Origin of the sequence: Jilunia laotingensis (assembly GCF_014385165.1) — a bacterium.
Lineage (GTDB): Bacteria > Bacteroidota > Bacteroidia > Bacteroidales > Bacteroidaceae > Bacteroides > Bacteroides laotingensis.
On record NZ_JACRTF010000001.1, the window covers coordinates 1,693,567 to 1,715,384 of the forward strand.

Consider the following 21,818-nt stretch of genomic DNA (forward strand, 5'->3'; position numbering starts at 1 on the left):
GTTATTTATCTGCCCGGATAGGAATCTCTTTCTTGATGCTTTGCTCAAGTGAAATTAAAGTTTCGGTAGCTACCACACCCGGTATTTCTTGCATTCTATTGTTCAGCAAGTCCATCAAATGCTCGTTGTCACAAGCATAAACTTTGGTAAGCATGGTGTACGGACCGGTTGTGAAGTGACATTCTACAATTTCGGGGATATTCTGTAATTCTGCTACTACTGCTTTGTACATAGAACCTTTTTCGAGCTTGATGCCGACATAAGTGCAAGTTCTGTATCCGAGTGATTTGGGGTTAACATGATAACCTGAGCCTACGATGACTCCCAGATCGATGAGACGTTGGACACGCTGATGAATAGCAGCACGTGAGACTCCACATTCTGCCGCTACATCTTTGAAAGGAATACGGGCATTTTGAGAAATAATCTCAAGAATCTGCCTGTCGAGGTTGTCTATCTTTTCCATAATTTATTAGTATAATTTCCAATCGTTATCAAATAGTAAGCAAATATAGAGATTTATTTTAATTTCTCTATATAAAAGTAATAAAAAAAGGGATTTAGCAAAAAAAGAGGCACAAATGTCTTTGCGCCTCTTTCCATTTATCAAGTTAGCTTACTTATTTCTCGATACCTAACAGTTCAACTTCGAAAACCAAAGTAGAGAAAGGTTTGATTTGGCCTTGGTCTCTTGAACCGTAAGCCAGTTCCTGCGGGATGTAAAGTTCCCATTTAGAACCGACAGGCATCATGGTCAAAGCTTCTGTCCAACCTTTGATGACTTGGTTAGCACGGAATGTCATCGGCTCGTTGCGTTTGTATGAGCTGTCGAATTCTGTTCCGTCAATCAAAGTTCCTTTATAGTTTACTTTCACTTTGCAAGTATCGGCAGGAATTTCACCTTTACCTTCAGTGATTACTTTATATTGCAATCCGCTCGGAGTGGTTTTCACACCTTCTTTAGTCTTGTTTTCGGCAAGGAATTTTTCACCGGCAGCTTTGTTGTCAGCGTATTTCTCTTCCATAGCTTTGGCCTTGATAGCTTCCATGGCAGTTTGTGTATATGCCTGAGCTGTTTCCATAGTCATCAAGCCGCCTTTTTCGAGTGTACCAGCGATGAAACCTGCAAGGAAGTTTTCTTTGCTGATGGTTTTTGTAGAATCACCCGCAAACAGTTCGTGGTTGATACCTTTCATCATCTGATTTGCAATCTGCTGACCGATTTGCAAACCTGCCATATAAGCAGTTTCCTTTTTGCCTGATTTGTTAGCACCCTCGGTTACACCTTTGATGAAATCAGCCATATAGGCTGTGTCGACATCCATACGGCCTACCAGATAACCTTTCAGACCTTGAGTCTGAGCCATACCGATAGAATAGGACAGTGAATCGAGTTCTGTTTTCAGATTTGCTTTAGGAGCCTGTGCTGTACATGATGCAAGACCGGCTACAGCAGCGATAGCTGCCAAAATTGTAATCTTCTTCATTTTGCTTTAAATGTTTTTATTTATTTAATACTTCAAGTAATTCTACTTCGAACACCAATGTGCTGTGAGGAGGAATCATCTCACCCGCACCTTGTGCGCCATACGCGAGTTCCGATGGGATGTACAATTTCCATTTCGATCCTTCCGGCATTAGTTGCAATGCTTCTACCCATCCCGGGATAACCTGATTGACTCCAAATACGGCAGGTTGGCCGCGTTTCACAGAACTGTCGAACAATGTACCGTCAATCAACGTACCTTCATAATGGCATTTTACTTGATCGGTAGCTTTGGCTAGTTTGCCGTTACCTTCCTTGATAACTTCATATTGCAGTCCGCTTGGAAGGGTTACTACGTTGGCTCTTTTGGCATTTTCCGTCAGAAAAGCTTTTCCTTGTTCGATGCTGGCTGCATTCATTTTCTGTTCCAGTTCTTCAAAATATTTATTTACTATTTCGCGAGCTTCCTGATGGCTGATGGCCGTCTGGTTACCTTCCAGTACATCTTTGATTGCTTGTGCAAAGTCATTCACCTCGATGCCTTTAGCACCCATGCCCAATAAGTTCTGGCCGATTCCGAGGCCGATAGCATAACTAAATTTATCCATATTTATTTCTTGTTGAAGATTGAATGGGATGTGATGTTGAATCTTTCACCTTCAATCAATTGCAATTTTATAAATCGCAAAAGTACGTGTTTTATTTGAATGATTGTTTTTTTAGCAATTAAAATTTCTTATAGTCAGGTAAGTTAATGCATTTTTCTGCTTACATTTGCTATTATTAAAAGAAAAGGAGGATGTTTATGAAGAATCTAGTCATTTTGTCCGGTGCGGGAATGAGTGCGGAAAGTGGTATCAGTACGTTTCGTGATGCCGGCGGACTGTGGGACAAGTATCCGGTGGAGCAAGTGGCTACCCCGGAAGGTTATGCACGCAATCCGGAATTGGTGATTAATTTTTATAACGAACGCCGTAGGCAATTGTTAGATGTCAAGCCGAATCAGGGTCATGAATTGCTGGCCGAGTTGGAAAAGTATTTTAACGTGACAGTGATTACGCAGAATATTGATAATTTGCACGAACGGGCAGGTAGTAAACGTATTATTCATTTGCATGGTGAACTGACAAAGGTTTGTTCGAGTCGTGATCCGAATAATCACCACTATGTGAAAGAGTTGAAGCCCGAGGAATTTGAAGTACGTTTAGGCGATAAGGCTGGCGATGGTTCCCAGTTGCGTCCTTTTATTGTGTGGTTCGGTGAATCGGTGCCGGAGATAGAGCGTGCTATCAGCTTTGTTGAGAAAGCGGATATATTCGTGATCATTGGAACTTCCATGAACGTTTATCCTGCTGCGGGATTACTGAATTATGTTCCGCGATCAGCCGAAGTTTATCTTATCGATCCTAAACCGGTAGATACTCATACTTCCCGTCCGATACATGTGATACAGAAAGGTGCCTCGGAAGGGGTAGCGGAGTTGATGAAGGTATTAGGTGTATAAATTATTGTTCTATTTTTTTAGAACAGCCCTCATGACAAACCATGCATGATGGATAATTGTGCTGACCAATCCATAATGCTTTGTCATGATACGAAAACGTTCACGCAGGGATGCTTTATGGTTCTGTGTTGTTAAGCCTTCTTCCAAATAGTCGATAATTGTCAGATGGGTGTTATGTAGAGTATGTGCTTTCTTCATTACCCGAATGCACCAGTCAAAATCGGACGAGAAGCGATAGTTCAGGTCGTATGGCTCTACCAGATCACGTTTGGCAAAGAATGCCTGATGACAAACGAGCATCCCTTGTTTAAAGCTTTTCCAACTTAGCACTTCCGGTGCAGAGAGGCGTCGCATACGAAGGAAATGGCTTTGTTGGTCTACGATCGCTGTTTCACCGTAAAGGATATCCGGAAGCTCATTCCCTTTGATGGAATGCACCATTTGTTGCAGGGTATCGTCTTCATGAAAACTATCTCCGGCATTGAGAAAACAGAGGTAATTGCCTGTAGCAAGGGCAATCCCCTTATTCATGGCATCATACAGCCCCTTGTCCGGTTCACTGACAACTGTATGAATCCGTTCACGGTATTTATCGATAATCTTTATAGTCCCATCTTTTGAAGCACCGTCTACAATGATGTATTCCACATGTCGGTAGGTTTGTGAGATGACACTTTGCAGTGTGTCTTCCAGCACTTTTTCTGCATTATAGGTCACGGTGATAACCGAAAATTTAGGAGTGAGATGATTATGCATAACTTCCTGTGATTTTATTGTAAACCTCTATATATTGTTTGGCTACAATGCTTTCCGAATAGTTGGCTACTGCTTTTCTACAAGCTTGTTCCGACAAAGATGGGTATTCCGACTCCGTCAGAGTCCAGTAGATGCCGTTGGCAAAGTCTGCTGATGACTTATATTGAGCTACATAACCGTTATGCAAGTGGTCAATCATTTCCGGGATACCTCCGACATTGAATCCTACACAAGGTATGCCGCACGCCATTGCTTCCATGATGGTGTTAGGCAGGTTTTCTTCCAGGGAAGGGGTTACAAACAGGTCTACGGCATTGTAAACATTGACAAGTTCATGCTCGTTGCTCACATAATCGAGGGCATAAACGGGGAAAGGTAGTAAGTTGGTCAATTGCTGAGACTGATTTCCGAATACGACAACGCTTAATGATGAAACTAGTTCGGGATGTTTCTCGGCCAAAAGTTTGCATGACTCTATCAGATAATCGATTCCTTTTCGTTTATCCGTGATCTTGACCGAACCGAATAGCATCAGTTTACCTTCTTGTGGCAGACGGAAATGTACACGTGCTTCTTGTTTGTTGCGGGGTTTGAAGAGATTGGTATTGATGGGGTTGGGGATGCTCGTTACTGTGTGTCCGGTGAGTAAGGCGCTACTTCGGGCACGATTTTCCAACCACCGGCTACAGGTGATAAACGTAATGGGTGCTATCTTGTAAAGTTCTTTTTTCTTTTTAAATACCCGGTTGGACAAGTCCTTTTTGCTTCCTCCCCCATATAGGAAAGGGCATTGGTGACACTCCTGCTGGTAGTGTGTACATTCGCGTGCATGATGACAAATGCCGGTCGAAGGCCACATGTCGTGCATAGTCCATACGATGGGTTTTCCCGATTCCAGTATTTTGCGAAGGTTTTTCAGTGAAATCATTCCCTGATTAATCCAATGCAGGTGTATGACATCAGCCTGTTTAAATTCGGGTAAATTGGTTATATCGGTTCCTGTATTGGCTATATCTACAGCAAAAAGGTTGTTTTTCTTAAAATGATTTGCTTTCCAGATGACGATGCGTTCCCATATAAATTTCCATACTGTCAGCCAGTTGCGATCGAGACCTACTACGCTGATCTGATCTGTCTGTTTGTCCCGCACCAGCATTTTCGCCTTGATTCCGTTGTTTTTTAATGCTTCCATTAATCGGCTGGCAGCAACTGCTGCACCGCCTATGCGTTCGGATGTATTAATAATCAGTACTCTCATTATGCCGAATGTTTTGGCAAAAGTAGCGGTTTTCTGTGAGAATTTATACAAAGTCGTGGATTATTTGTACTTTTGCGGCACTATATATAAATAGGTGTACAGTTATGAAAAAGGTTCTGTTTTTGGGCTTGGGATACATTGGACTTCCCACGGCGGCAGTAGCTGCCAATCATGGTTATCAGGTAATCGGTGTGGATGTGAACCCTGCGGTAGTCGAAACAATCAATCAAGGTAAAATACATATTGTAGAACCCGATTTGGATAAAGTCGTGAAAGAAGCAGTCCAGAAAGGGCATCTCCGTGCCGTGTCGAAGCCGGAGCAGGCTGACGCTTTCTTTGTGGTGGTGCCTACTCCGTTCAAACAGAACCATCGTGCTGACATTACCTATGTGGAATCGGCTACTCGCTCTGTCATTCCTTTTCTGAAGGAGGGCGATTTGTTCGTGATAGAATCCACCTCCCCGGTTTTCACAACCGAACGCATGGCGGAGATTATTTATAAAGAGCGACCCGAACTGAAAGATAAACTGTATATCGCATATTGTCCGGAGCGAGTGCTGCCTGGGAATACGTTGTACGAACTGGTGCATAACGACCGCGTGATCGGTGGTCTCAACCCGGAGTCTACAGAGAAAGCGATTGAGTTTTATTCTGCTTTCGTACAAGGAAAGTTGCATCGTACCAATGCCCGCACAGCGGAGATGTGCAAGCTGACGGAGAATTCTTCCCGTGATTCTCAAATTGCTTTTGCCAACGAACTTTCAATGATTTGCGATAAAGCCGGTGTCAATGTGTGGGAGTTGATTGAACTTGCCAATAAGCATCCGCGTGTCAATATCCTCCAACCGGGTTGCGGTGTGGGTGGGCATTGCATTGCCGTAGATCCTTGGTTCATCGTTTCCGATTATCCGGAACAGGCGCAGCTCATCAAGCGTGCCCGTGAGACGAATGACTATAAAGCTGATTGGTGCGCCAACAAAGTGATGGAGGCTTGTTTACGTTTTGTCGAGAAAAACGATCGCGAACCTGTCGTGGCTTGTATGGGACTGGCTTTTAAGCCCAACATTGATGACTTGCGAGAGTCTCCTGCCAAGTACATTGCTTCCCGGATTATTTCAGAATCGAGAGCCGACGTGTTGATAGTCGAACCGAATGTCGGTGTACATTCCAGTTTTAATCTGACGGATTATAAGGAAGCTTATGAAAAAGCGGATATCGTGGTATGGTTGGTTCGTCATACTCCTTTCGTGGAATTGCCCCGGGTAGAAGGTAAAGAGGAACTGGACTTCTGCGGAGTGAGACGCTGAGATAATTAATAATGAAAGATTAATAATAAAAACGAAGGGAGAAGTATTTAGTGAAGAGAGTATTATTGGTGTTTGGAACCCGTCCTGAAGCAATCAAGATGGCTCCCTTGGTGAAGGTTCTGCAACAGGATACGGAACATTTTGAAACAAAGGTCTGTGTTACGGCTCAACACCGTCAGATGCTGGATCAAGTGCTGGAGGTATTTGGTATTGTCCCCGAATATGATCTGAATATCATGGCTCCCGGTCAGGATCTTTATGATATAACTTCGAAAGTATTATTGGGACTGAGAGATGTGTTGAAGGATTTTGCTCCGGATGTGGTGTTGGTGCATGGCGATACAACTACCTCTATGGCTGCCGGCCTGGCTGCTTTCTACCAACAGATAAAAGTGGGCCATGTCGAAGCTGGGCTTCGTACGTATGATATGCTTTCTCCCTGGCCTGAAGAGATGAATCGGCAGGTGACCGATCGACTTTGCCATTACTATTTTGCCCCTACCCGGCAATCGGAAGAGAATCTGCTCCGTGAAAATATAAATAAGAGCCGAATCTTCGTGACCGGCAACACCGTGATTGATGCTTTGTTGATGGCGGTCGATATCATAGGCAGGAGTCCGGTAAAACAACAGGAGTTGCATGAGATTCTGAAAGGAAAGGGATATGCCGTGACCGATCGGGAATATATTCTTGTCACCGGACATCGCCGTGAAAATTTCGGTGAAGGCTTTCTGCACATTTGCAAAGCTATCAAGGAAATTGCTTTCCAACATTCTGAGATGGACATCGTATATCCTGTTCATCTCAATCCCAATGTCCAGAGACCTGTATATGAACTGCTTTCCGGTTTAAGCAATGTATATCTGATTGATCCGCTCGATTATCTGCCTTTTATTTATGCCATGCAGCACAGTAAGTTGTTGCTGACTGACAGTGGGGGTGTGCAAGAGGAAGCGCCTTCGTTGGGCAAACCGGTGCTGGTGATGCGTGACACTACGGAACGTCCTGAAGCTGTAACAGCCGGGACTGTAAAACTTGTCGGTACGGATTGCAATGCCATTATCAGCAATGTGGACGAACTATTGCGTAACAAGGAGCTTTATCGCATGATGTCCGAAACCCATAATCCTTACGGGGACGGACATGCCTGCGAAAGAATCAGAGAAGCACTCTTGTCATAAAATCTCTTTAAAAGCTTGCAGGTATCTTTGGCTGACGGTATTGATATTAATCTTCTCCAGAATGATACGTTTCGACTCTTTTCCCATCTTTTCACATAAACCGGGAGATGCGAAGAGAGTCGTGATCTTTTCTGCCAAGCTGCCGGCATCTCCCTCTTTGAAGAAGAAACCGTTTCGTCCGTCTGTGACTAGGTCGCGTTCTGTACTGTCGCATACCGAGCAGATGACAGGCAATCCGTAAGTCATAGCGTCATTGATTGAAAGTCCTCCCATGCCGGCAAGTACGTAAACGGAAGATTCGTTCATGTATGCGCCCAGTTCCTCCGGTTTATAGATGCTACCTGCAAAACGGACATGTTTGCTTAGCGCGAGTCGTTCGGCTTGTTGTTTCAAGGCATTCAGTTCAGGGCCATCTCCTACGATCACTAGTTCTGCATCCGGGAATTGCACCAGTACTTCAGGAAGTGCCGTAATCAATAGATCTACCCGTTTCCATTTTACTAGGCGCCCGATATGCAGGATTCTTCTCTGATTGGGGGGTAGGAGGGGAGGAGCGGCCAAAACATTCTCTTTTTCCCGGAGTAACGCTTCTGTATCTGTAGAGTTATAAGTGACATGTATCTTTTCCTTTTTTACGCCATATGAAGGGAGGATGTCGTAGGCGGCTGTGGAGTAATTAAGTGTACCCGCCACCTTCGCGTAGCAATATTTTCGGATATGAGCCGTAAGCCACTGTTTGATGTAGAAGCTTGTACCGGTACTTTGTACGTTCATGTTTTCGTCGATCATGGGTTGTCTACGGAAGAATTCTTTAATTTTCCCGTAAGGAGGGGTCTGGAAGGGTATCTCCCGGATGACGATTTTTGTTCCGCATGCCCGTAAGGCTCTTCTTAACCGGGGCTGGAAGTAGAGTTGCAGGAAGTATGGCCATCCCAGGACGATGAGGTCCGGTTGCACTTCGCGTACTATTTCCGGCAGTTGCGGATAAGCCGTTTTTCCGTAGAACATCTTCTTTTCCTGACTTGCAATGCGTCGATAGGTGCCGTCTTCTACCATTTTTACACCTTTACCGATGATTGCATTTCCTTTTTCGGGAGTAACTACAATTACTTCTACTCCCTGATTTTGTAATTTATCGAGCATGGCACTCAAGTAATGAGGCATACCGCCGAAGGTAAAGAGTACTTTCATTGTTTGGGTTGTGGTTTTAAGAGGGATTTTTTGATATGTTTCTTCAGTGCAGAAGGGATGAGCTTTCCGATCTGTTGCTTGCTTTTCAAACTGAACTGTGCTTCTATCGGTTTGGTTAAAGACAGATAGACTTTACGGAGTCGATTCTTCAAAGTGGCATCTTTGGGTCGGAATCCGGCAAAGGGCGTTCTTCTCAGATAGGCCCACCATAGTTTGCCCTGCGGGTGTGTGGACAATATGGACCACGGCTTAATAGGGCCGATGTAATGGATGATTGCCGGATTCTGCTTGGCCTCCTTTATAGCTTGTTTTCCCCAGATTTTGTTTGCGATGTCCTTCTCGAGGTTGTAATTCATATTATATCTGGGAGGGATGTAGTAAGTTTTTCCTTTTTGGCAGATATAATTGAGGGCATCTTGGTCGGGTGCGCCGATCAGAAGATAGTTTGTTTCAACGAACCGACTGATTATTTCCGGAAGTTGAATTTGACGGAGTTCTTTCAAGTTAAGCAATGTGACTCCAGCATTGAAATAGCAATGTTCTTCTTCTATGCCCATCGCTTTTTGGTATCCTATGTCGTATGCGGTGGCAGAATCTTTAGCAGCGGCTAAGTAATAACCGGTTATATCGGTCGAATACAATTCGGTAAGATCATCATTGACAATAACATCTCCGTCTAGGTATAAGATTTTGTCCAAATCAGGGAGTACGGTGGGAAGGCAAAGCCGGAGCAATGTGGCTTTGCCATGTCTTGTCTCAGGAAAATCGGCTAACTGATCCGGATTTATCTCCAATGGGATAAATTTGCCACGGTGTTTGGTGGTAAACGCTGAAAGAAATTCCAACTTCTCCTGTTCCATTGTTCCGGTCATGTAAAGGAGATAGAATGAAATAGTCGATTTGCGGCTATTATCAAAAATGGATTGCAATACCACCGTCACGGGGATCAGATAGTTGGAATCGGCTGCTATGGCAATATGAATTTCTTTCATGAAGTTTCTTTTTTATGGTATATGTGTTATTTACAAACTATATAATCGTGTCCGATAGCTTCAGACCAAATATATTTGAAATGATCAGTTATGTTATTTTCATGCCAGACCATGTTTCTTGAATGTTTCCAACCAGAGCGGGGCTATGGATTCTATGCTATATTTATCTTTCTTGCTTAATGCATGTTGAGCCATTTGTTGCCGCAGACGGTCGTCTGAAGCTAACCGGTACAATGTTTCTGCATACTGCCGGTAGTCATTGTTAGGAATGATAAAACCGTTTTTCCCGTCTTCAATCATATCGTAGATGGCACGGAAAGAATCAAATCCGATAGGAACTACACCCAGTGACATGGCTTCCGTGAAGACAGTAGGCAGTCCTTCTATAACTGAAGTGAGGCATAAGATACTGGCTTGGTCGATAAGGGGGATAGCCATCTGATATTCTTTGATCTCTGTACGTTTCAGTTTTCTCCTTTCTATAATCGACCGGCATTCTTCCCGTTTGGAACCATCGCCTACGATGATTAAGTTCCAGTCCGGTAATCTGTCTTGTACCATTTCCCAGATTTTTAATAATTTTGGCAGGGCTTTCTCGTTTTCTATCCTTCCTACAAAGATAATCTCCTTATTCTTTTTTTGAATCGGTATCTGGCTTTCAACCGGACGGATGGCATTCGGAATGGCTGATAAACGGTTCGCATCCGGTCGATTTATGAGCTTTTTGAATTCCGGTATATAGGAAGGAGATAGCAATACTATTTCATCGAGCGTATCGTAAGCGGAAATATTCTGTTTCTTGACCTCTCTTTTTAACAGACGAAGATAGATTTCGGGCATCGACCATTGTACGAATTGCTTCACTGAACGCACGTCTTTCAATCTTAACCTGGAGATTTCATACTGTTTTAGTTGAGTAGTATGGCTGGGACAGTTGTGAATCATTGTAAATATTCTCAGATCCGGGTGCAAACGCTTAATCTCCAGAAAGAAAAGGCGCGTCCTGCCTGTGATGATGTGAGAATAATCAAGGATGACATCGATCCTTTTGTCTGTGATGTAGGTCGATAGTGTCTCGATGTTTTGTTGGGTATAAAAATGAGGGACTTTATCCGGTAGCAAAAGGCCGTTTTCAAAACCGTAATCATCCACATCGAGATAGGCGAAATAGAGAATGCTGGGATATCCGTGTGCTGTCAGCCATTCGGTCAGTTGTGTATAAAACCAATAGAAACTGTTTGACCTATGAGGAAAGGCTTTGGTTTGCAAGATCAATATGTTCATTTTCTCCGTTTCAATAAGAAGTTAATACTTTCGTGGAAAATTACAGACTTGCTGCTCCATAATATTATAATGTATACCAAGGCTGTTACCACAATTTTGTTTATCAGGCATATGTAGATATTACTGAAAGCTTTTGCCGCAAAATATCCTGCTGTTAGAGAGATGGCAGTGATCGACAGATAGGGGGTTATGTCTTTCATCACATTCCATAGCGTGATACGAATCAGTTGCCAAACAAAATAGTGCCAGACGAAAAGCCATAAAATATTGATCGTGACATAAATGGCTGCCATCACATATATGCCGTAAGAAACCGTTAGCAATAACACTAACAGTTGAACCAGGTTTTGGATAATGGTATTCCACATATAAACATTCGATTTGCCTTTACTGATGAGTTGATTAGTGTATATGTAATTGATAGGTAGGAATGCTCCCCATATACACAGTATCTGCATGATTGCAGCACTGGGCAACCACTTGTCTGTAATGGCAATCGTTATAAACTCGGGGGCGATCAATGCCAGCCCGAACATGAGTGGAAAAGAGATGAATGCCGTGAACCGCAACATCTTGCGGAATACTTTTCTCTGCCGGTCGGGATTTGCTCCGGCTTCTACCATGATCGGTTGGGAAACACTGTTTACGACACCGGTGATCAATGTATGTCCCATATTGGTCCATTTGTTTGCCTGTGTGTAGTAGCCGACTTCTTGTTTGGTATAGAAACGCCCCAGAAGGACTGAGAATATGTTATCGTTTACGAAATGAAAAACGTTGGTGATAAGTAGTTTGATACTGAACGGCAACATTTCCCGGATGGGTTGGAAATGAAATGACCAGGTGGGTCTCCAAGGTGAGTAGTGCCAGAGGAGCAGATTGAATGTAAATATATAGACTACGTTCTGGGTGGCTATCCCCCAATACGCCATGCCGTAGTAGGCCATAATGACTCCGAGGGTTCCCGAAACGGTAAGAGCCGTCAACATGGCTTTTGCTTTCTCCTTTACCATCAAGTTCTTGAAAAGGATTGCGTTATGTGCTGTTCCTGCACTGGAGATCAGGAATCCTAAGAAGAGGAAACGTGCTAACGGAACAAGGGCAGGAGTATGGTAAAAGTTTGCTATCAACGGGGCACAGAAGAATAATAGTAGGTAAAGTACTCCGCCTGTGCATAGACTGAACCAGAAAACGGCATTATAGTCGTCCTGTCCGGCATCTTTCCGGTTGGTCAAAGCTTGGGTGAATCCGCTTTCTTGTATGGAGTTGGCTACTGCCGAAAAGATGGTTAACATGCCGATCATTCCGTAATCATCCGGGGTCAGCAAGCGTGCGAGGAAGATTCCGAAGAACAGTCCTAACAATTGATACAGGCTGTTGCTGATTCCTCCCCAGAATAATCCTCTGGCTGTCTTCTCTTTCAGGGATTCGCTCATAGGTTCTTCATTCCCGGATTAATTATATTTGAATGATGGTGTGTCAAAAGTGCAAGGGGGATTATAATAAAAACCTTGCACTTTTGATACATTCTTGTTTTTGAGGGTTGTTTATTTCACTTCGCTACCCGGTTTTACTTCTTTATGTGGCATTACCACCGACAAACTGCCGTCATTGTTTTCGGCAGAAAGGATCATACCTTCGCTGACGATGCCTTTCAGTTTGCGTGGCGCGAGGTTGGCGATGAAACAAACTTGTTTGCCTACTAGTTCTTCCGGTTGATAGTGCTGGGCAATTCCGCTGACGATGGTACGGGTTTCCAGTCCGTCATCTATTTTGAATTGCAGCAATTTGTCAGCTTTCGGTACTTTCTGGCATTCGAGGACGGTTCCTACGCGGATATCCAGTTTCAGGAAATCATCAAATTCGATGTTTTCCCGGATCGGTTTTGCTTTGTAGTTAGCCTCCTCGTTGGCTTTCTTGGTGTCCAGAAGTTTCTGAACTTGAGCTTCTATTACACTGTCTTCAAGTTTTTCAAACAGCAGTTCCGGCTTATTCAACGGATGCCCGGCAGTGAGCAAGTCATTGCGGCCCAGTTCCGACCAGTCGAAGCTTTCCATGTTCAGCATCTGCCGCAGTCGTTCGGAGCTGAACGGCAAGAAGGGTTCGAAGGCGATGGCGAGGTTGGCTACCAATTGGAGTGCGATGTTGAGAATCGTGCCTACCCGTTCCATATCTGTTTTAGCCAGTTTCCAAGGTTCCGTATCAGCGAGGTATTTGTTACCGATACGTGCCAGGTTCATTGCTTCTTTCTGCGCATCCCGGAATTTGAACGCATTCAGCAGTTTTTCAACTTCTGCTTTCACGTCGGCAAATTCTTTCAGCGTTTCTTTGTCATATTCCGTAAGTTCGCCCGCAGCCGGTACTTTGCCGTCGAAGTATTTCTGGGTCAGTACCATTGCACGGTTTACGAAGTTGCCGTATACAGCAACCAACTCGTTGTTGTTGCGTGCCTGGAAATCTTTCCAGGTGAAATCATTGTCTTTCGTTTCCGGGGCATTGGCGGTCAGCACATAACGCAGCACGTCTTGTTTGCCGGGGAAGTCTTCCAGATATTCGTGCAGCCAGACAGCCCAGTTGCGCGAAGTGGATATTTTGTCGCCTTCCAGGTTCAGGAACTCATTGCTCGGAACGTTGTCCGGCAATATGTAGCTGCCTTCTGCTTTCAGCATGGCGGGGAAGACGATGCAATGGAACACGATGTTGTCCTTGCCAATGAAATGGACAAGGCGTGTTTCAGGATCTTTCCACCAAGTTTCCCAACTGTCGGGGAGGAGTTCTTTCGTGTTGGAAATGTAGCCGATGGGGGCATCGAACCATACATAAAGCACTTTACCTTCGGCACCTTCTACCGGGACGGGAATTCCCCAATCGAGGTCGCGGCTTACAGCACGTGGTTGTAGCCCCATGTCGAGCCAGCTTTTACATTGTCCGTATACATTCGGCCGCCATTCCTTATGATCTTCCAAAATCCATTGGCGTAGCCATGCTTCGTGTTTGTCCAACGGGAGATACCAGTGCTTAGTCTCTTTCATTACCGGTTTGCTTCCGCTAATGGCACTTTTGGGATTGATAAGATCGGTAGGCGAGAGTGATGTGCCACATTTCTCACATTGGTCTCCGTAAGCTCCATCAGCGTGGCAATGAGGGCATTCGCCGGTGATGTAACGGTCGGCAAGGAATTGGTGTGCCTCTTCGTCATAATACTGTTCGGAAGTTTTTTCGATGAATTCACCCTTGTCATAAAGTTCTTTGAAGAATTCGGAGGCGAGTTCATGGTGAGTTTTCGAAGAGGTTCGGCTGTATACATCGAAAGAGATGCCGAATTCTTCGAACGACTTCTTGATGAGGGAGTGGTAACGGTCTACTACATCCTGGGGAGTGATTCCTTCTTTTTGGGCACGGATAGTAATGGGCACACCGTGTTCATCGGAACCTCCGATGAAGAGTACGTCTTCTTTCTTCAATCTCAGGTAACGGACGTAGATATCTGCCGGTACGTATACACCGGCAAGATGCCCGATATGGACAGGGCCGTTGGCATAAGGGAGAGCCGAGGTTACTGTGGTTCTTTTAAACTTCTTTTCCATGTGATATAGTGTCTTTTTTATTGTAATCTGTTCAGAGAGAGTGCAAAGATAATACTAAAAAATAAGAGTGTATGCTTTAGGGATTGAAAAGTATGCACTGCCGGAGGCTTCTTTGGCTTGTCGGGTGGCTTTAGTTCTGTTTATTACCTTGTTACGATAGACTTGATGCCGGGATAAGTTCTGAGACATGCCCATGTTTCACTATGATACACCCCCATGTCTGATTGTCAAACATGGGGGTGTGTGGTGGCGGATTAAAAAATATGCTTACTTTGTTACTTCACAACTACCTTTTGTCCTTCAAGGAAGTAAACACCCTTTTCAAGGTCGGTAACTTGGTTGATGCCTTCATTCACTTCTACGGTTCGGAGTAGCATGCCGTTCGTTCCATAAATCTCGACGATACGTTCGTCTGCGGATTCGATGAACAGGATACCGTTCCGGCTGTATGCTTTCACATCATCGATGGCTTCGCCCAGCATGACACGTATGTCGGTTGTCCCGCCACCGTTGTCGCTGATACTGAACATAGCCGGTGAGTTCGTACTTTCCGGTTTATCTGTGACGTATGCCTCGAAAGGATCGACATCGCGACGGTAACGTTCGAATACGCTGCCGGCAGGTTCTTCTGTGTTCCATGATACGATATTCAAGGCGTAGACTTCCTGAGATTGCTCTACGGCTGTCAAAGTCGGTATGAAGTTGAACTTAGGTCCTTCTACTATGTTCAGAGTTTCCGGGGTTGCGGGCATCTGATAGTCTTCGGCTATGAATTGCACTTCACCTACGATATTGTATTGATCGTCATACTCCCTGTTGTTTGGCATAGCAATGATGTAAGGTGTATGTGCCTTTATCTGTTGGCATGACTGGAAGCCGTTTTCTCCTAGTTCGCGAAGCCAGAAGCGGCGTGTGCTACTTCCTTCTGCACCGAACGGCAGGAGATCGCTAGCTTTGTTCTCAAACCATACTCGGCTTACATCGAACGGTAACGTGATAGATTCCCATCCTTTCGATGAACTGCCGCGTCCGGTTTCAAGGCTGAATGTTTTGCGGAACACTGCTTTTTTTGCTTTGAACGGTGTCCAGCAATGGAACGGATACTTATCAGCAATGTCGATGCTATCGGCTTCTCCGTCACGAATCACATTGTACCACTGTTGCGGTACTTCCGTTTTTGCTGTGACATACATCAGACAGTTCTTCGCATAACTGTTGAAAGCATCATTCTCAATCCGTGTCGCGCTCTTCCAAGTGATGGACATCAAATTAGGATTGGCATTGAAGGCAAAAGGCTCGACTGTGGTTACTCCGCTACCCACGCTGACTGTGCGCAAGTTGTCGCAGTTACTGAAAGCATTGAGGCGAATCGTTTTCACTTTGTCGGGGATTACGATGTCTTTGACTTTCGTGCTTCTGTAGAATGCATACTGTCCGATAGTCTCCAGGCCGCTTCCGAAAGTGATGTCTTTCAGTGCGATCTCTTGGTTGTCGGCAGTGAAAGCATATGCTCCGATGGTGCGCAAACTGTTCGGGAATATCAACTGCTCGATATTTCTGGAGTTGTTGAAGGCGTAGTCTGCAATGGAATCCATTCCTTCGGCAAAGGTTACGTTTGCCAATGATTCGCAATTGGCAAAAGCATAAGCTCCTACGTTTTTGGCAGGTATATGGATACTTGCCAGTTTGGGGCAATCGGAGAAGGCGCTCGTACCGATGGAATCGATGCTTGCCAACGTCACGTCTTGCAATAGCGGACAAACATAGAACGCTTCTGCTGCGATGTTCTTTACCCCTCCTTCTTTCATTACGACTGTCGTTAATTTCGGACTGGCTGCAAACGCTTGTTTGCCGATGGATACCGAGCCTGCCCCTATTTCTACGCGAGCCAGTTCGTTACAGCTGTGGAACGCCTGCATTCCCACTGTTTCTACGGATGCGGGTATGCTGATGCTTTGGAGTTTCGTTCCATAGAAAGCTCTGTCGGCAATCGTGGTCAGGCCTTCGGGCAGTGCGACGGTGCTGATATTTGTCGAACCGAAAGCTTGAATACCGATTCGTTTTACATTCTTCCCGATGGTGATCTGGGTTATATCGCTTCGGTTGTTGAAGGCATAATCCTTGATCTCTTCCATGTTCAGTGCCAAATTGGTCAGCGTAGTACCGTAGAAGGCATTTTCGTGTATTTCAGATACTTTCTCCGGAATGCTCAGTTGCTTTAAGGCCGTGCAGTGTCCGAAACTATATGCATCCAAGGCGGTAACGTTCGCACCGATTGTGATGTCGGTTAATGCTTGACAATAATTGAACGTGTTTTGTGGAACTTTAGTTATACCGGTTCCCATCTTGACGCTTTTCAATACCGAGAAGCTGTTGAATGCGGCTTCTGGCAAAGCCTTTACTCCGTTTCCGATGGTGACGGATGTCAGTTTGCCGTTTAGTCCGTTGAACACTCCGGTGACGTCTGTAACCTGATTGGGGATATCGAGAGAGGAGATTGCGGTACCATTGAATACATCATGTTCCAGTTTGCGCAGATTGGCCGGAAGGGTAATGGCTTTCAAACTTCGGCAATTCTCGAAGGCGTATGTGGCGATGCTATCTACAGCGGCACCTATCGTAATGTTGCTCAATGTGTCGCAACTTGCAAAGGCATAACTTCCGATGCTCTTTACCTGAGCCGGTATGGTGATACGTTCCAGTTTCTTGTCGCCTGCGTTGTAGAAAGCATAAGCCCCGATCTCTGTTAACTCGGGATTCATATTGATCACCCGTAATGAGTCGCAACCGTCGAATGCTCTATTGCCTATTTTACGGATGGAAGCGGGGAATCCGATAGAGTCGAGTTTCACACAGCCGGCAAAAGTTTCTGAGGGAATTTCACTCATACTTTTGCTTAGTGTGAATTCTTTCAATTTCTTGTTGCCTTTGAACGAAGCTTCACCGATGGTTTTAACTTGGTCCGGCAAGGTGAAAGATTCCAAGCCTGTGTTGTAGAATGCATTAGCACCGATAGTGGTCAGGTTTTTGCTCATTTCTACTTCTTTCAGGTATTGTTTGCCACTGAAAAGATTGGCAGGAATTTCAGTAACAAGATCATTGAAAGTGACTTTCTGTATTGTCGGGAACTTTCCTGCAAAGGCGATAATCTTTTCGTTAGCATTGTCAATAATCAAATGCTGTACGCTGTCACAACTGCTAAAAGCGTAATCTTCAACGGTGGCCAATTGCTTGCTGAGAGTGATTGTCCGCAAGCTATCACAGTTGTCGAAGGTATAATTAGGAATAACCGTTATCTTTTTCGGTAAAACGATCGATCGCAAACCTGAGTTTGCAAATGTATAATTGCCAATACTTGATAAACTATCCGGCAGAGTAATCTCGCTTAATGAGGTACAGCCGTTGAATGCCGAATTTTCGATGGTAGTCAGGTTCTTTGGGAGCTTTATGGTTCTGATGCCCGAACACTCGCTGAAAGTATTGTTTCCGATTACTTTCAGACTGTCGCTCAGCTCTACGGTAGATAGGTTTTTCATACCGGAGAATAGGCCGTTGCCAAGGCTTTGCATTCCTTCCCCAACTATAAAAGTTGCTATATTAGGTGATTTCCCGAATGTATTCCAGTCGTTATTGTTGCCATAATCAGTTCTGATAGATTGTACTCCGTTTCCCAAGTCTACCTTTTTCAGCGTTTCTATTCCGGCAAATGCCCCTGTATTCAATATCGTTACCTTATCCGGGATCTTAATTTCCGGTAACGCTGTATATTGAAAAGCAAAATCTCCAATAAATGACAGGCTGTCCGGTAGGTTAATGGTTGTCAGATTGCTACATTGCTGGAAAGCCTTGTCTTGGATGGTATTTACTTTGGTTGGCAGTGTCAGGGTAGTTAATGCTTTGCATCCATAGAAGGCTCCACTTCCGATGGTTCTTATGCTGTCTCCTAGCGATACATTCTTCAGGTTGATCATGCTGTTGAATATATTATTATCGAGGTAGGTCATCCCTTTGCCTATTATGAAAGTTTCGATATTAGGCGATTTCCCGAATGTGTTCCAGTCGTTGCCGTTGCCATAATCAGTTCTGATAGATTGTACTCCGTCTCCTAATTCTACCTTTGTCAGCGTTTCGATCCCAGCGAAGGCTCCTGTGTTCAATTTTGTTACCTTATCCGGAATCTTGATTTCAGATAAAGCCGTATATCGGAAAGCGAAATCTCCTATAGATGATAAACTATCCGGGAAATTGATTGTCGTTAATGCATTGCATTGTTGGAATGCACTATTGCCTATTGTATTTAGTTTCATAGGTAACTGGATATTCTTTAATGCTTTACAATTGGAAAAGGCTTGGTCTCCAATTACTCGTACACTATCATTCAGGACTACTGTTTCTAATTTCTCCAATCCCGAGAACCAGCTTCCTATCGTTGTTATATTATTTTGGAACTCTATATAGCGTAGGTTGTTGCAATCTTTGAACGTATCGTATGTGCTGATTGTTTCAACACCTTTTCCTATCTTCAAAGTGTCCAGTGAAGTACAGCCAGTGAATGTATAATGGTTGATAATTTTTATCCTTTCCGGAATGATGATTTTAGTCAGTGTTTTACAACCGTTAAATGCTCCTTGGTCTATAACATTCAGACTATCCGGTAAGGTAATATCTTCCATAAGCTCGCATCCTTGGAATGCATTGTTACCAATGCTTCTCAGACTGTCGGGCATATTAATCGTTTGAAGATTTGTACAACCCTCAAATGAATATTGCTCAATTCTTCTTAAATTATTTGGAAGAGTCACTTTTGCAAGTGAGGTGCATTTCCTGAAGCATTCCGAACCTAAAGCTGATATACTTTCTCCCAGTGTAATATCGGTCAGTGTCGGTTTGTTGGCAAATACATTTGGCAATTCTTTTAGTCCCTTTCCTATTACAACTTTTTTGATAGGACAGTCTTTGAATGTATCATATGTGTTTATTGTTTCTACTCCGTCTCCTATGGTGATGCTTTCTAAAGCCGTACACCCGCTGAATGTATAATGATTGACGACTTTGACACTGTCTGGTATGTTGATTTTAGTCAATGTTTTACAATCGGTAAATGCTCCTTGATCTATCACATTCAGACTGTCAGGTAATACGATGTCTTCCATCAGTTCACATCCCTTAAATGCATTATAACCGATAGTTCTCAAACTATTAGGCATATTGATCGTTTGCAGGTTAGTGCAACCATTAAATGAGTGTTGGTCTATTTTCCTTAGATTATCAGGAAGGGTTACTTTGGTAAGTGAAGTGCATCCTCTGAAGCATTCCGAGCCCAAGGTTGATATGCTTTTGCCTAGTGTTATTTCAGTCAGTGTCGGTTTGTTGGCAAACACATATGGCAACTCTTTTAGCCCATCACCGATTACGACTTTCTTTAGAGGACAATCTTTGAAAGTATCATAATGGTTTATTGTTTCTACTCCATTTCCAATCGTAATATTTTCGAGAGCCGTACATCCATTGAATGTATAATGATTGATGACTTTTACCTTTTCTGGGATGTTGATCGTAGTTAATGTTTTGCATCCGGTAAAAGCTCCTTGTCCTATAGTGTATAGGCTATCGGGAAGGGCGATGTCTTTCATCTTTTCACATCCACTGAAAGTATTGTCTCCGATGGTGCGAAGACTATCGGGCATATTGATCGTTTCCAAATTCGTGCAGCCGGCGAATGCATTGCTTTCAATCGTTTGCAATGTATTGGGTAAGTTGATAACAGTTAAAGCGGTACATCCACTAAAGGCCTGAGCTGCTATACTTGTTGTTTTTTTGCCAAATGTCACCTGTTTCAGTTTAGTTTTGTTGCTGAAAAAGCTTCCTACCCTGGTCAATTCGTCTCCTAATACAAGTGTTTCTAAATTATCACATCCGCTGAATGTGTCATAAGAACCTAGAGTTGTGACCCGGTTTCCGATCACCACGTTTGTCAGTGAGCTACAGCCCTTGAAAGTATAGTTCTCTATTCTTTGGACTTTTTCGGGCACGGTGATTGAAAGGAGGCTTGAACAATTATTGAATGCTCCGCCTTCGATTGTTTCCAGGCTGGAAGGTAGAGTGATGTCTTGAAGTTTTATGCAGTTATCAAATGCATTCCCTCTTATTGTCTTCAGTCCCTCTGGTAGCACGAGGCTCTGTAGGCTTTCACAATTTCGGAATGCTTGGTTGTTAATTGTTTCAGTTCCTTTCGGTAAAATCAAAGTTACCCATGTGTTATTCTGAAACTGTGTGTTGATGGTATTATCTGCAAATGAGGCATCCAGTAAGTCCAATGTTTTAACTGCGGTCAGATTTTGTTTAATAAAGGCTATGTCGACATCATTTATTTCACCGTTGAGTTTCAGGCTGGTTATAGTGGCATAATCACTTTCATTTACCATATTGCTGAGGTTTCCAGGGGTGGCAATAGTGTAAGTTGTGATATTATTGGTACAATTTGCACGTAAAGCGACTTCCCGTGTACCTCCTGTAGTGATAATTGTTGCTTTAGCTTCGATAAGGCCTTCGGCCGTGGCTGTAACGGTGAAAGGAATGCTGCGGGTTTCCAATGCCGGAATATTTTTTTCATAGTTCCCTATTGCAAAAGTGGCATCCGAGGTCGTTACGTCCGTAATGCTTAATTGTTCGCTACCAATGTTACGAACATTTAGGTTGACGGTAGTCGGAGCATCTTTTACTACGTTACCGAAATAAAGTTGGGATTCGCATACAGGATATGCTATGCCAGCCATGATGAAAGCGGTAGGCGAGATATAGATGTTCTTTACATATCCGCGGTCATCTCCTGTGGTAGCTGCATTTCCGTTTTTATAGCTCCATTTCAGTGTATGTACGCCTGCTTTCAAGCTATATGAGTAGGGTGTATAATTGGATTGGATGCCTGAAATAGCTGTTATCCGATTATTATCCACGTAGAAGATCAGTTCGTCTCCGTTGATCGACCAGTCGAAGGATACGTTGGCATCGAATGAGAGATTGAATGTCGTACTGAAACCAACTTCTGAATTTGCGTCTTTATTACCGCTCGTTACTACACCGTTGTTTGCAGTTACCCACGGTGTGGTGGTTGATTCCTGGTCGAATGTCAGAGGAAATGATCCCTCTTTCAGCGCGTTGGCTGCAAAATTACCATCAGTGGTTTGCAGTTGCTGTATGCCTGCATAAGCACTCAGCCCTGATAGGCAAATCATACATATATATAATAGAATTTTCTTCATGATGAATTTC

The 21,818-nt window shown here is 43.9% G+C and carries 14 protein-coding genes; 3 read left to right on the forward strand and 11 right to left on the reverse strand.

Features of this window, described 5'->3' with window-relative positions; all coding sequences use genetic code 11:
• Window position 1: 1 nt before the first annotated feature.
• The 3 genes from H8744_RS06455 to bamJ (H8744_RS06465) all read right to left on the reverse strand — a co-directional run bounded on the left by H8744_RS06455 (window position 2) and on the right by bamJ (H8744_RS06465) (window position 2,094).
• A complete protein-coding gene (locus H8744_RS06455) occupies window positions 2-466 on the reverse strand; it encodes an Lrp/AsnC family transcriptional regulator (RefSeq protein ID WP_262434057.1) in 465 nt (154 codons plus the stop codon).
• Window positions 467-620: 154 nt separating this feature from the next.
• Window positions 621-1,487: a BamJ family beta-barrel-assembly machinery protein gene (bamJ, locus tag H8744_RS06460; protein ID WP_262434058.1), complete on the reverse strand. Its 867-nt coding sequence runs from the start codon at window positions 1,485-1,487 to the stop codon at window positions 621-623.
• 16 nt (window positions 1,488-1,503) lie between these two features.
• Window positions 1,504-2,094 carry a BamJ family beta-barrel-assembly machinery protein gene (bamJ, locus tag H8744_RS06465; protein ID WP_262434059.1) on the reverse strand — a complete coding sequence of 197 codons (591 nt, stop codon included), beginning with the start codon at window positions 2,092-2,094 and terminating at the stop codon, window positions 1,504-1,506.
• Window positions 2,095-2,291: 197 nt separating this feature from the next.
• Here bamJ (H8744_RS06465) and H8744_RS06470 point away from each other — a divergent pair, with 197 nt between their 5' ends.
• Window positions 2,292-2,990 carry an SIR2 family NAD-dependent protein deacylase gene (locus tag H8744_RS06470; protein ID WP_262434060.1) on the forward strand — a complete coding sequence of 233 codons (699 nt, stop codon included), beginning with the start codon at window positions 2,292-2,294 and terminating at the stop codon, window positions 2,988-2,990.
• Between the two features lie 9 nt (window positions 2,991-2,999).
• Here H8744_RS06470 and H8744_RS06475 read toward each other — a convergent pair whose 3' ends face one another.
• Together H8744_RS06475 and H8744_RS06480 are read right to left on the reverse strand one after the other, a co-directional pair.
• A complete protein-coding gene (locus H8744_RS06475) occupies window positions 3,000-3,746 on the reverse strand; it encodes a glycosyltransferase family 2 protein (RefSeq protein WP_262434061.1) in 747 nt (248 codons plus the stop codon).
• Complete coding sequence (locus tag H8744_RS06480; RefSeq protein ID WP_262434062.1) at window positions 3,739-5,004, reverse strand: glycosyltransferase family 4 protein; 1,266 nt, start codon at window positions 5,002-5,004, stop codon at window positions 3,739-3,741. Before H8744_RS06480 ends, H8744_RS06475 begins: the two co-directional genes overlap by 8 nt.
• Before the next feature lie 104 nt (window positions 5,005-5,108).
• Between H8744_RS06480 and wecC the strand changes: the two genes are divergently transcribed.
• Together wecC and wecB are read left to right on the forward strand one after the other, a co-directional pair.
• Window positions 5,109-6,311, forward strand: a complete 1,203-nt coding sequence (wecC, locus tag H8744_RS06485; protein WP_262434063.1) for a UDP-N-acetyl-D-mannosamine dehydrogenase — start codon at window positions 5,109-5,111, stop codon at window positions 6,309-6,311.
• A gap of 50 nt (window positions 6,312-6,361) precedes the next feature.
• A complete protein-coding gene (wecB, locus tag H8744_RS06490; protein ID WP_262434064.1) occupies window positions 6,362-7,492 on the forward strand; it encodes a non-hydrolyzing UDP-N-acetylglucosamine 2-epimerase in 1,131 nt (376 codons plus the stop codon).
• On the opposite strand, the gene H8744_RS06495 is transcribed toward wecB, so the two are convergent.
• From H8744_RS06495 to H8744_RS06520, 6 genes are all read right to left on the reverse strand, one after another.
• Complete coding sequence (locus tag H8744_RS06495) at window positions 7,487-8,683, reverse strand: glycosyltransferase family 4 protein (RefSeq protein ID WP_262434065.1); 1,197 nt, start codon at window positions 8,681-8,683, stop codon at window positions 7,487-7,489. The two genes, wecB and H8744_RS06495, sit on opposite strands and share 6 nt — an antisense overlap.
• Window positions 8,680-9,675, reverse strand: coding sequence for a glycosyltransferase family 8 protein (locus tag H8744_RS06500; protein ID WP_262434066.1), 996 nt, complete (start codon window positions 9,673-9,675; stop codon window positions 8,680-8,682). Before H8744_RS06500 ends, H8744_RS06495 begins: the two co-directional genes overlap by 4 nt.
• A 99-nt stretch (window positions 9,676-9,774) precedes the next feature.
• Window positions 9,775-10,959: a glycosyltransferase gene (locus H8744_RS06505; protein ID WP_262434067.1), complete on the reverse strand. Its 1,185-nt coding sequence runs from the start codon at window positions 10,957-10,959 to the stop codon at window positions 9,775-9,777.
• Window positions 10,956-12,395 carry an O-glycosylation flippase gene (gene wzx / locus H8744_RS06510; RefSeq protein ID WP_262434068.1) on the reverse strand — a complete coding sequence of 480 codons (1,440 nt, stop codon included), beginning with the start codon at window positions 12,393-12,395 and terminating at the stop codon, window positions 10,956-10,958. Before wzx ends, H8744_RS06505 begins: the two co-directional genes overlap by 4 nt.
• A gap of 111 nt (window positions 12,396-12,506) precedes the next feature.
• Window positions 12,507-14,546, reverse strand: a complete 2,040-nt coding sequence (metG, locus tag H8744_RS06515) for a methionine--tRNA ligase (RefSeq protein WP_262434069.1) — start codon at window positions 14,544-14,546, stop codon at window positions 12,507-12,509.
• 275 nt (window positions 14,547-14,821) lie between these two features.
• On the reverse strand, window positions 14,822-21,808 hold the full coding sequence (locus H8744_RS06520; protein ID WP_262434070.1) for a leucine-rich repeat domain-containing protein: 6,987 nt from the start codon (window positions 21,806-21,808) through the stop codon (window positions 14,822-14,824).
• Between the last annotated feature and the right edge of the window lie 10 nt (window positions 21,809-21,818).